Annotated in this window: 10 protein-coding genes and 1 riboswitch; of the genes, 7 read left to right on the top strand and 3 right to left on the bottom strand. The window is 76.0% G+C overall.

The window, feature by feature from the left end; all coding sequences use genetic code 11:
- Nucleotides 1-132: 132 nt before the first annotated feature.
- From ACFZBX_RS24780 to ACFZBX_RS24770, 3 genes are all read right to left on the bottom strand, one after another.
- A complete protein-coding gene (locus tag ACFZBX_RS24780) occupies nt 133-1,215 on the bottom strand; it encodes a prenyltransferase (protein WP_391535972.1) in 1,083 nt (360 codons plus the stop codon).
- A complete protein-coding gene (locus ACFZBX_RS24775; RefSeq protein ID WP_391535971.1) occupies nt 1,212-1,988 on the bottom strand; it encodes a class I SAM-dependent methyltransferase in 777 nt (258 codons plus the stop codon). The genes ACFZBX_RS24780 and ACFZBX_RS24775 overlap by 4 nt, the downstream gene beginning before the upstream one ends.
- A 174-nt stretch (nt 1,989-2,162) precedes the next feature.
- Nucleotides 2,163-3,473 (bottom strand): glycosyltransferase family 4 protein, encoded by a 1,311-nt coding sequence (locus ACFZBX_RS24770; protein ID WP_391535970.1) that lies wholly within the window; start codon nt 3,471-3,473, stop codon nt 2,163-2,165.
- Between the two features lie 295 nt (nt 3,474-3,768).
- Here ACFZBX_RS24770 and ACFZBX_RS24765 point away from each other — a divergent pair, with 295 nt between their 5' ends.
- The 7 genes from ACFZBX_RS24765 to ACFZBX_RS24735 all read left to right on the top strand — a co-directional run bounded on the left by ACFZBX_RS24765 (nt 3,769) and on the right by ACFZBX_RS24735 (nt 11,048).
- A complete protein-coding gene (locus ACFZBX_RS24765) occupies nt 3,769-4,332 on the top strand; it encodes a TetR family transcriptional regulator (protein ID WP_391535978.1) in 564 nt (187 codons plus the stop codon).
- A 174-nt stretch (nt 4,333-4,506) separates the two neighbouring features.
- Nucleotides 4,507-4,573: riboswitch (cobalamin riboswitch) on the top strand.
- 115 nt (nt 4,574-4,688) lie between these two features.
- Nucleotides 4,689-5,975, top strand: a complete 1,287-nt coding sequence (locus tag ACFZBX_RS24760) for a prenyltransferase/squalene oxidase repeat-containing protein (protein WP_391535969.1) — start codon at nt 4,689-4,691, stop codon at nt 5,973-5,975.
- A gap of 140 nt (nt 5,976-6,115) precedes the next feature.
- The gene (locus ACFZBX_RS24755; RefSeq protein ID WP_391535977.1) at nt 6,116-6,766 is read left to right on the top strand and encodes an SCO2322 family protein; all 651 of its coding nucleotides are present in this window, start codon (nt 6,116-6,118) and stop codon (nt 6,764-6,766) included.
- A 292-nt stretch (nt 6,767-7,058) separates the two neighbouring features.
- Nucleotides 7,059-8,309, top strand: a complete 1,251-nt coding sequence (locus tag ACFZBX_RS24750; RefSeq protein ID WP_391535968.1) for a CbiQ family ECF transporter T component — start codon at nt 7,059-7,061, stop codon at nt 8,307-8,309.
- Entirely contained in the window at nt 8,306-9,922 is a 1,617-nt protein-coding gene (locus tag ACFZBX_RS24745) for an ABC transporter ATP-binding protein (RefSeq protein ID WP_391535967.1), read from the top strand. Before ACFZBX_RS24750 ends, ACFZBX_RS24745 begins: the two co-directional genes overlap by 4 nt.
- The gene (locus ACFZBX_RS24740; RefSeq protein WP_391535966.1) at nt 9,919-10,809 is read left to right on the top strand and encodes an ECF transporter S component; all 891 of its coding nucleotides are present in this window, start codon (nt 9,919-9,921) and stop codon (nt 10,807-10,809) included. The genes ACFZBX_RS24745 and ACFZBX_RS24740 overlap by 4 nt, the downstream gene beginning before the upstream one ends.
- Entirely contained in the window at nt 10,785-11,048 is a 264-nt protein-coding gene (locus ACFZBX_RS24735; RefSeq protein WP_391535980.1) for a hypothetical protein, read from the top strand. Before ACFZBX_RS24740 ends, ACFZBX_RS24735 begins: the two co-directional genes overlap by 25 nt.
- Nucleotides 11,049-11,297: the final 249 nt, after the last annotated feature.

The following is an 11,297-nucleotide window of genomic DNA, read 5'->3' as shown; positions in this document are numbered from 1 at the left end:
AGCTTCCGCGGACCCTGAGGCGTCCTGTCCCTACGGATCTCGAAGTCCAATGCATCCCCTGAGCTGGGGTGTTGCAACGACTCCTAGAACCCAAGGAGATCCGGTCCCGCCCCTTCGCCGTACGGGCGCCGGTCAGCAGCAGTCCTGGACCACCAGCCCGGCCGGCAGTTCCTCCCCGCCGAACACCGCCACCGTCGCCGGGTCCCCGCCGAGCGCGGCGACCGCGAGCAGCAGCGCCCCCGCCGTCCAGGTGGTGCGCTCCTCGGGCCAGATCGCGTCGTCCTCGAACACGTACCCGGTCCAGTACGAGCCGTCGGCGTGCCGCAGGTGCTTCTGGATCCAGCGCAGGATGTCCACCGCGCGGTCGGACTCGCCGACCGCCCAGAGCGCCATCGCCAGCTCCGCGCTCTCGCCGCCGGTGACCCAGGGCCGGTCGCTGACGCAGCGCACGCCGAGGCCGGGGACGACGAAGCGGTCCCAGCCCCCGGCGATCCGCTCCAGCGCGGCCGGGCCGCGCAGCGCGGTGCCGAGCACCGGGTAGTACCAGTCCATCGAGAAGCGGTCCTTGTCGAGGAACCGCTCGGGGTGGTGGGTGACGGCGTGCCGCAGCCGGCCTGCCGCGAGCTCCCAGTCGGGCTGCGGCTCCTCCAGGTAGTCGGCGACGGCCAGCCCGCAGCGCAGCGCGTGCAGGATGCTGGAGGAGCCGGTGAGCAGCGCCTCGTCGGTGGCCGTGCCGTGCTCGTCGACCCGCCAGGCGATCGGTCCGCCGGGCAGCCGCTGGGCGACGATGAAGTCCAGGGCTCGCCGCACCGTCGGCCAGATCCACTCCAGGAAGGTGTCGTCGCCGGTGGAGAGGTGGTGGTGCCAGACGCCGACGGCCACGTAGGCGCAGAAGTTGGTCTCCTTCGCCGCGTTGCAGACGGCGCCGTCGGCGTGGTCCGGCAGCCCGTAGGCGTAGGCGGCGTACCAGGAGCCGTCCGGGTTCTGGCGCGCGGCCAGCCAGCGGTAGGCGGCCTCGGCGGCGGCGTGCTCGCCGGCGGTGTCCAGCGCCATCGCCGCCTCGGTGTGGTCCCAGGGGTCGAGGTGGTGGCCGCGGAACCACGGTATGGCGCCGTCGGGCTGCTGCTCGGCGAGGATGCTGCGGACGGTGCCGGCGGCCTGTTCGGCGTCGAGCACCCCGTCGAGCAGCAGGACCTCGGGGACGGCGGCGGTCACTCCGCCCCGCCCGTCGCCCGGTCCGCCGCGTCGGCGCCCCGCGTCCCGGGCCGGTGCGGCTTGGAGGCGTAGGCGACGAAGCTCTTGCCGATGACCGGATTGAGCGCCCGCTCGGCGGCCTTGGTGAGGGTGCTGATGACGGGGGTGCCGACGATGTCCCAGACCAGCAGCTGGTGGTAGGCCTTGACCGGCAGCGCCTTGTCGTTGTTCACGCCGACCGCGCACTTGATCCACCAGTACGGCGAGTGCAGCGCGTGCGCGTGGTGGGTGCCGTACGGCTCCAGGCCGGCGTCCTTGAGCTTGTCGATCAGCTCGTCGCCCCGGTAGATCCGGATGTGGCCGCCCTCGACCTCGTGGTACTCGTCGGAGAGCGCCCAGCAGATCTTCTCGGGCAGCCAGCGCGGCACGGTGACGGCGAGCAGACCGCCGGGCTTGAGGACCCGGAACATCTCGGTGAGCACGCCCTTGTCGTCGGGGATGTGCTCCATCACCTCGGAGATGATGATCTTGTCGAAGTGGTCGTCCTCGAACGGCAGGGCCAGCGCGTTGCCCTCCATCGCGACCGCGGACGCGCCCTCCGGCGCCTCGCCGGCCTGCTCCATGGCGGCGAACCACTTCCTGACCTCGGCGATCTCCTCGGGGTTCTGGTCGAGGGCGACCACGTTGGCCCCGCGCCGGTAGCACTCGAACGCGTGCCGCCCCCCGCCGCAGCCCAGGTCGAGCACCCGGTCGCCGGGGGCGAGCGGGAAGCGCGAGAAATCAACGGTCAGCACTGCGGACTCCCATTCCTTCGGTACCCAAGGTTCCTGACGCCGAGTCAGAGAAATCGCGGGGCGTGTGACGCACACGGAGGGCGCGCGACCCACGCAGGGGGCGGGCGGGGCGGCGCGCACCACCGGCAAACGGGTGCGGCCGGTCGCCACCCGGCCGTTCGCCGGGGCCGTTCGTCAGGCCACGTAGCGCCAGCCGGGTCCGGAGCGGGCCCGGCTCCCGGCCCCGGTGGCGATCGCGGCCCGGTAGCCCTCGACGGTCAGCTCGGCGGCGCGCTCCCAGGTGAACCGGGCGAGCACCCGCTCCCGGCCCGCCGCGCCGAGTCTCGCGCGCAGTTCCGGGTCGTCCAGCAGCCGGCCGAGCGCCGACGCGAGCGCGTCCGGGTCGCCCGGGGGCACCGCCAGGCAGGTCTCGCCGTCCGGTCCGGCGACCTCGGGGATCGCCCCGCCGGTGGTGGCGACCAGCGGGGTGCCGGTGGCCATCGCCTCGGCGGCCGGCAGGGAGAAGCCCTCGTACAGCGACGGCACGCAGGCGATCTCGGCCGAGCGGTAGAGGTCGACCAGCTCCTGGTCGGTCAGGCCGTGCCGGAACTCGATGTGCCCCTCAAGCCCGAAGGCGCGCACCGCGCGGGCGATCGGCCCGTCCTCCTTCTGCGGTTTTCCGACCACGACCAGGTGCGCGTCCCGTTCGGTGCGGATCTTGGCCAGCGCCCCGACCAGGTGCACCAGCCCCTTCAGCGGCACGTCCGCGCTGGAGGTGGTGACGATCCGGCCGGGCACCCGCGCCACCGTGCCGGACGGCGACCAGAGCCGGGTGTCCGCGCCGACCGGCACCACCGAGACGGTGTGCGGCGCGGCGCCCAGGTGCTCGGCGATCTCGCGCTTGGAGGTGCCGGAGACGGTGATGATGTGGTCCAGCCGGGCGGCGACCCGGCGCTGCATCCGGGTGAAGGCGTACCAGCGGCGCAGCGACAGCCGCTTCAGCCGGCCGGTGGCCGCGTCCAGTTCGACCTGGCGGTCCACGGTGATCGGGTGGTGGATCGTGGTGACCAGCGGGAAGCCGTGCCGCTCCAGGCCGAGCAGGCCGTAGCCGAGCGTCTGGTTGTCGTGCACCACGTCGTAGCGGCCGCGGTGGCCGGCCAGGTACTGGCGGGCGCGCAGCGAGAAGGTCAGCGGCTCGGGGAAGCCGCCGGTGCGCATGGTCACGTACTCCAGGACGTCCACCGCGCCCCGGTACTCCTCGCGCGCCGGGGTGCGGAAGGGGTCGTCGGCCCGGTAGAGGTCCAGACTGGGCAGTTCGACGAGCCGGACCGAACCCGGCCCCTCGACCTCGTCCAGGACGGGGTACGGCTGGGAGCCGATCACGTCCACGTGGTGGCCGAGGCGGGCCAGCTCACGGGAGAGGTGCCGTACGTATACGCCCTGGCCGCCGCAGAACGGGTCGCCCCGGTAGGAGAGCAGGGCAATCCGCAGCGGCTGCGCGGTCATCGTCGGCCCTCATCTCTGCTGCTGTCTGTGCTGCCGGTCGGTAAAGTAGATCAGGTTTCAGTGGGTGTGGAGTCCACCGGTGACCATGTGAACAATGAGAGACCTCGAAGATACCGGCCCGTAGCTTCCGCTCCGGATCCAGGGCTGGTGATTCGCGCCACGCCCGGGAGCGTCCTTGCCGTCACCAACCCCACCCACGCCACCGACCCCACCAACGCCATCGCAGCCGCCGACGTCACCCTCGTCACCGGCGTCACTTTCGTCGCCGGCGTCACCGCAGCCGCAGGAGCCTCCGCTGACCGCCCGGCAGGCGGAACGGCGCCGGCGGATCCTGCGGACCGCGACCGTGCTGGCGGCGCGCGGCGGGTACGACGCCGTCCAGATGCGGGAGGTCGCGGAGGGCGCGCAGGTGGCGCTGGGCACGCTCTACCGGTACTTCCCGTCCAAGGTCCACCTGCTGGTGGCGGTGATGCTGGAGCAGCTGCGCGGCCTCCAGGAGCAGGTCCGACGGCATCCGCCGACCGAGTCCGAGCCCGCGCCGCGGGTCGCCGAGACGCTCACCCGGGCGTTCCACGCGCTCCAGCGCGAGCCGCTGCTGGCGGAGGCGATGGTCCGCGCGCTGTCCTTCGCCGACCGCTCGGTGGGCGCCGAGGTGGACCAGGTCTCCGCCGCCACCGGGCAGCTCATCCTGGACGCCATCGGGCAGTGCGGACCGCCCACCGAGGCGCAGCGCGCCGCCGTCCGGGTGATCGAGCACACCTGGCACGCGGCGCTGGTCGCCTGGCTCTCCGGCCGGGCCTCGCTCGCCGAGGTGCGGGCCGACCTCCACACCGCGGCCCGGCTGCTCACCCTGCCCTGACGCCCGCTGGGCCCCGGACCGGCCCGGGACCGGGCGCGGGCCGGAGCGCGTCCGGGCCGTGCCACGACCGTCGCCGAACTGGAACCTGTTCTCACCCGGTCCGTACCGGGCGGCCCGGCCCGGCGGCTAGAGTCGACGGGCAGCACAACTCCATCCGCTCCTCCTCCGGGGAAAGCCGGTGCGAATCCGGCGCTGACCCCGCAACCGTGAGCCCGGCGCCCCGTCCGCCGGGCGAGTCGGAGTGCCCGGGGAAGGGCGAGCGGCCCCGCGCCCGACGGACCCCCGCCGGGCACCGTCGAGGACTACGGAACGGCCCCCGGGCCGGCACCCGCTCACCGAAAGGCACACCTCCGATCATGCTGACCGCCGCCCGTCTGGGCGCCGCCGCCCTGACCGCCGCGCTGCTCACCGGCACCGCCGCCCCGGCCCTGGCCGACACCCCCGGCGCCGGCACCGCCTCCGCCGCGGCGGTCCCCGAGGGCCTGTACGGCAAGGGCGACCCGAGCTACGACGGCGTCTGGCGGCAGTCGCTCGCCCTGACCGCGCTGACCGCCGCCAAGGTGACCCCGGCCGACTCCGCCGTCGCCTGGCTCACCGGCCAGCAGTGCGCGGACGGCGGCTGGCCCTCGTACCGGGCCGACGCCGCGGCCGCCTGCGACGCCAAGACGGAGGACAGCAACGCGACCGCCGTCGCGATCCAGGCGCTGGTCTCCCTCGGCGGTCACCAGGACGCCGTGGACAAGGGCGTCCAGTGGCTCAAGGCCAACCAGAACGCGGACGGCAGCTGGGCCTACAACCCCGGCAACCCGGGCGACGCCAACTCCACCGGCCTCGCGATCAACGCCCTGCTCGCCGCGAAGACCGACCCGGCGACCGTCGCCAAGGACGGCAGGAGCGCCTTCGACGGGCTCGCCCTCTTCCAGCTCGGCTGCGCCGCCCCCGCCGAGCAGCGCGGCGGCTTCGTCTACCAGACCTCCTCCGACGGCACCCCGGCGGAGGCCAACGGCCTGGCCAGCGGTCAGGCCTCGCTCGCCGCGGCCGGCGGCCGGCTGCCGGTCGCCAACACCAACCGCACCGACGCCGCCCCCAAGGCCCTGGCCTGCCCGGACGGCGGCGCCACCGCCACCGCCACCGCCGTGCCGCGCGCCGACTCCGGCGAGGCGGCGGGCGCATACCTCACCGCGCGGCTCGCGGCGGACGGGCAGCACCTCATGCTGACCCTGCCCGGTGCCGCGCCCACCCCCGACTACGCGGCCACCGCCTGGGCCTCGCTCGGCCTGGTCCAGGGCGGCCACCCGCAGCAGGCCGCGGGCGCCGTCGACTGGCTGGCCAAGGAGGGCGGCGGCTGGACCAAGGGCGGCACCGACGCCGCCGCGACCGCCACGCTGGTCCTGGTCGCCCAGGCCGCGCAGCGCGACCCGGCCTCCTTCGGCGGGACCGACCTGGTCAAGCAGCTGACCGCGCTCGGCCCCGAGCCCAAGGCCGCCGGCGCCGCGTCCGCCCCGGCGAGCTCCTCCGCCCCGGCCGGGAAGGACAAGGGCAGCAGCCTCAGCACGTACTGGCTGCTGGGCGTCGGCCTGCTGATCGGCATCGGCGGCGGCCTGCTCCTGAGCCTCCAGCGCAAGCGCGGCGCGAAGCTGTGACCACCCCCGGCCGGGACCCGCGGCCGGCCGCCCGGCCGGTCGACGCCGCCCCGACCGCCACCGCCGCCGCCACCGCCGCCGCCGCCCGGTCGGAGACCCGGCGGCGGGTGGTGCGGGCGGCCGTGCGGTTCACGGTCGGGATGATCACCGGGGTGCTGATCCTGCTGATGCTCGGGGCGGCGCCGGCCCATGCCGCCGGGTACCGGTACTGGTCGTTCTGGCGGTGGTCCGACGGCGGCTGGGCGTACCAGCAGCAGGGGCCGGCCGTACACGTCCCGGCGGACGGCGCGGTGGAGGGCTGGCGGTTCGCCGTCAGCCCGGACGGCGGGCAGGACGCCGCCCGGCCCGCCGCGGCCGGGGACTTCGCCGCCGTCTGCGCCGCCACACCGGCCGTGGACGGGCGCAAGCGGGTCGCCGTGGTGCTGGACTTCGGCGGCGCCGCCGACGCGCCCGGCGGCGAGAGCCCGCCGGCCGCGCGCACCGCGTGCGCCGTCGTCACGCCCCGGGCCAGTTCGGCGGAGGTGCTGGCCACCGTCGCCCCGCCGCTGCGGTACGACACCAACGGCCTGCTCTGCGCCATCGCGGGCTATCCGCGCGGCGGCTGCGCCGACCAGCTCGGCGCGGCCGGCGCGCCCGCCACGACCTCCGCGCCGGACGCCGCCGCGCTCCCCTCGGACACCGCGAGCGCCGCCCGGACCTCCGCCGGCCCCGTCCTCGGGGTGGGCGCCGGCCTCGCGCTCGTCGCCGTGCTCGGCGCGGGCGCCGCCTGGCAAGTGCGCCGCCGCCGATGAGGACCACGCCTCCCCGCCCCGCCCCGCGCACCCCTCACGCCCCGGACGCCGTGTGCACCGCACCCACCGTGCCTACCCCGCCTACCGCGTGCACCGCAGGGCCGCCGATTATGACGACCGGTCTACCGATTCGCCGGTATGTAGACCGACCGACATATTTCGCACGTTCCGAGGAGACCGGATCGGCCGAATAGACCGACCGGCCTACATAAAGCCCGAAGCCCCGGCGCAGAAAGTCGGCCCGTCCGACTTCCCACGCCGAACCCGACCGCCCCACCCCCTGGACCCCACCGTGCCCCCACCCCGCGCCGCCCGCCGCCGGCCCTCCGCCGGACCCCGCCACCTCCACCCCGGGGCGTGGTGGCTGTGGGCGCTCGGCCTGGGCGCCGCCGCCACCCGCACCACCAACCCGCTGGCCCTGCTGCTGCTCGCCGCCGTCGCCGGCTACGTGGTCGCCGCCCGGCGCGGCGACGCGCCCTGGTCGCGCTCCTACGGCGCGTTCCTGCGCCTCGGCCTCCTGGTGCTCGGCATCCGGCTGGTCTTCGCCGTGCTGCTCGGCTCCCCCGTCCCCGGCACCCACGTCCTGTTCACCCTCCCCGAAGTCCCGCTCCCCGCCTGGGCGCAGGGCGTGCGGATCGGCGGCCGGGTGACCGCCGAGGGCCTGCTCGCCGCGCTGTACGACGGGCTGCGGCTGGCCACCCTGCTGGTCTGCGTCGGCGCGGCGAACGCCCTCGCCAGCCCGGCCCGGCTGCTGCGCACCCTGCCCGGCGCGCTCTACGAGGCGGGCGTCGCCGTCGTGGTCGCGATGACCTTCGCGCCGAACCTGGTCGCCGACGTGCAACGGCTGCGCGCCGCCCGCCGGCTGCGCGGACGCACCGACCGCGGTGTCGCCGCCGTGCTCAGTGTCGGACTGCCCGTCCTGGAGGGCGCGTTGGAGCGCTCGGTGGCGCTCGCGGCCGCGATGGACACCCGCGGGTTCGGGCGCACCGCCGCGGTACCGCGCCGGATCGCCGTGCTCACCGCCGTCCTCACCCTGACCGGGCTGCTCGGCATCTGCCTGGCCGCGTACGGGCTGCTGACGGCGGGCGGCGGCGGGTGGGCGGTGCCGGTGCTGGTGATCGGCCTGGCCGCCGCCTTCGCCGGGCTGCTGCTCGGCGGGCGGCGCTCGGTCCGCACCCGCTACCGGCCCGATCCGTGGGCGCTGCCCGAGTGGCTCACCGCCGGGTCCGGGATCGCGGTCGCCGTGTCCACGGCCTGGCTCGCCTCGCTCGACCCGCTCGCCTTCGCCCCCACCGTCGTCCCGCCGACCGCGCCCGTCCTGCCGGCCGCCGCCGCGGCGGCCGTGCTGCTCGGCCTGGTCCCCGCGCTCGCGGCCCCGCCCCCGCCGTCCAGCACGGACACCCGGACCCCGGCCGAATCCACCGACTCCACCGACTCCACCGAATCCACCGACTCCACCGACCGCACCGACTCCGCCGACCGCACCGCCCCCGCCGTCCCCGCCGTCCCCGCCGACGCGACCGAGCCCCGGAGGAACTCGTGATCACCTTCGAACAGGTCGGCGTCCAGTACGCCGACGCCGCGGCCCCCACGCTCAGCGGCGTCGACCTCACCGTCCCCGAGGGCGAACTCTGCCTGCTCGTCGGCCCTTCGGGCTCCGGCAAGTCCACCCTGCTGGGCACGGTCAGCGGCCTCGTCCCGCACTTCACCGGCGGCGTGCTGCACGGCCGGGTCACCGTCGGCGGGCGCGACACCCGCGAGCACCGCCCGCGCGACCTCGCCGACCTGGTCGGCACCGTGGGCCAGGACCCGCGCGCGCACTTCGTCACCGACACCGTCGAGGACGAACTCGCCTACGGCATGGAGTCCCTGGGCCTGGCCCCGGACGTGATGCGGCGCCGGGTCGAGGAGACCCTCGACCTCCTCGGCCTGGCCGACCTGCGCCGGCGCGCGCTCGCCTCGCTCTCCGGCGGCCAGCAGCAGCGGGTCGCGATCGGCTCGGTGCTCACCGTCCACCCGCGCGTGCTGGTGCTGGACGAGCCCACCTCCGCGCTGGACCCGGGCGCCGCCGAGGAGGTGCTGGCCGTGCTCCAGCGGCTGGTCCACGACCTCGGCACCACCGTGCTGATGGCGGAGCACCGGCTGGAGCGGGTGGTCCAGTACGCCGACCAGGTGCTGCTGCTCACCCCCGGCGAACCGCCCGTGCTGGGCGAGCCCGCCGAGGTGATGGCGCACTCGCCGGTGCACCCGCCGGTGGTCGGGCTCGGCCGGCTGGCCGGCTGGCGCCCGCTGCCGCTCACCGTCCGCGACGCCCGCCGCCGGGCCGCCGCCCTGCGCACCCGGTTGGACGGCCGGCGACCGCCCGTACCGCCCGCCGCCGCGGAGCGCGGCGCGCCGCTCGCCACCGCCTCCCGCCTGGTGGTGCGACGCGGCCCCGTCCCCGCCCTGCGCGGGGTCGACCTCACCCTCCACCCGGGCGAGGTCACCGCCCTGATGGGCCGCAACGGCGCCGGCAAGTCCACCCTGCTCGGCACCCTGGTCGGCCTGCACCCGCCCGCCTCCGGCTCGGTCACCGTCGGCGGCCGCACCCCGCACCGCACCCGGCCCGCCGAGCTGATCCGCCAGGTCGGCCTCGTCCCGCAGGACCCGCGCGACCTGCTGTACGGCGAGAGCGTCGCCGCCGAGTGCGCGTCCGCCGACCGTGACGCGGGCGCCGCGCCCGGCACCTGCCGCGCCCTGGTCGAACGGCTGCTGCCCGGCCTCGACGACGACGCCCACCCGCGCGACCTCTCCGAGGGCCAGCGCCTCACCCTCGCCCTGGCGGTGGTGCTCACCGCCCGCCCGCCGCTGATCCTGCTCGACGAGCCCACCCGGGGCCTCGACTACGCGGCCAAGGCCCGGCTGGTGGAGATCCTGCGCGGCCTCGCCGCCGAGGGCCACGCCGTGCTGCTCGCCACCCATGACGTCGAACTGGCGGCCGAACTCTCCCACCGCACGGCCGTCCTGGCCGACGGCGAGATCGTCGCGGACGGGCCGACGCCCGAGGTGGTGCTCGGCTCGCCGGCGTTCGCGCCGCAGGTCGCCAAGATCCTGGCGCCGGGCCCGTGGCTCACCGTCCACCAGGTCGCGGGCGCCCTCGCGGAGGCCGCCGAGTGAACCCGCCCCTGGCTCCGCTCGCCCGCCCCGTCCCACTCGGCCGCCGCTCGGTGGCCGCCCTCGCCCTGACCTCCCTGGTCGGCGTGGCGGGCTTCGGCTGGCCGCTGCTCGCCTCCACCCGGTCCGCCCTGGTGGGCCACTCCGCCGACGCCCCCTGGCTGTTCGCCCTCCTCCTCCCGCTGCTGCTCGCCGTCGTCGTCGCCCAGATCTCCGAGGGCCGTACGGCGGGCGGCGGCGCACCCGGGCTGGACGCCAAGTCGGTGGCCCTGCTCGGCGTACTGGCCGCCGCCGGCGCCGCCCTGCGCCCGCTCGGCGCGGGCACCGCCGGGCTGGAGCCGATGTTCTTCCTGATGGTGCTGTCCGGCCGGGTGCTCGGTCCCGGCTTCGGCTTCGTGCTCGGCGCGCTGTCGATGTTCGCCTCGGCGCTGCTGACCGGCGGCGTCGGGCCGTGGCTGCCGTTCCAGATGCTCGCCATGGGCTGGGTCAGCCTCGGCGCCGGCCTGCTCCCCGGCCCCGCCCGGCTGCGCGGCCGCCGCGAGCTCCACCTCCTCGCCGCCTACGGAGCCGTGGCCTCGCTCCTCTACGGCGTGATCATGAACCTCCAGGGCTGGCCGTACATCGCGGGCCTGGCGAGCTCGATCTCCTTCATCCCCGGCGACCCGCTCGCCGACAACCTGGTCCGCTTCGCCGCCTACTGCCTCACCACCTCCCTCGGCTGGGACCTCCCCCGCGCCGCCCTCACCGTCGTCCTCTGCCTCACCCTCGGCACCCCCGTCCTGCGCGCCCTGCGCCGCGCCACCCGCCGGGCCGCCTTCACCGCCCCGGCCGCCTTCCATCCGCCGTCCGGCCCGGACGACAGCCGGTGCACAACTCCCCCACCCCACTGACGGGACGGCCGCACAACCCCTCCCGCCCCGGACACTCGTGCCGCCTCGGACGCGGCACCACCACCGGCATCACCTCGGCGCCCCTGCCCGCCGGAACGGGCGGCACCTTCAGCAACCGCCCGCCGAGGACCGCCGCAACGCTGTGCGTCACCCTCCCCGGCAACGGCGCGGCCAGGACGCCCAGCAGCGCCTCCGCCGACCACCCGCCCGCCAGCAGGCCCTCCACCCGCACCGCCTGATCCACCAGGGGCTTGCCGGCCAACGCCAACCGCGGGTCACGCCGCCCGAGTTCGATCAGCAGGCCCATCCCCTCCGTCATCCGGGGCGCCACCGCCACCGGAAGGACGGAAGGTTCCTTGCACCCCACCGTCCTTACCCTCAAGGAGGGGCCTCCCGCCTTCCCGGCACCGGGCGCCCCGGCGGCCGGGGTCACGGGAACCGGCGGCAGCGTGTGAACCGCCTTGTCCGCGACGGGCACCTCGTGCACC

The organism is Kitasatospora sp. NPDC008115 (assembly GCF_042957205.1).
In the GTDB taxonomy this organism is placed as follows: Bacteria; Actinomycetota; Actinomycetes; order Streptomycetales; family Streptomycetaceae; genus Kitasatospora.
Note: the sequence above shows the minus strand (reverse complement) of the source record. Positions and strands in the feature narration are given on the sequence as shown.

Coding starts and splice junctions, on each gene's coding strand:
- ACFZBX_RS24770 (WP_391535970.1), bottom strand. CDS start 3,473: ATGACCGCGCAGCCGCTGCGGATTGCCCTGCTCTCCTACCGGGGCGAC.
- ACFZBX_RS24755 (WP_391535977.1), top strand. CDS start 6,116: ATGATCACCGGGGTGCTGATCCTGCTGATGCTCGGGGCGGCGCCGGCC.
- ACFZBX_RS24760 (WP_391535969.1), top strand. CDS start 4,689: ATGCTGACCGCCGCCCGTCTGGGCGCCGCCGCCCTGACCGCCGCGCTG.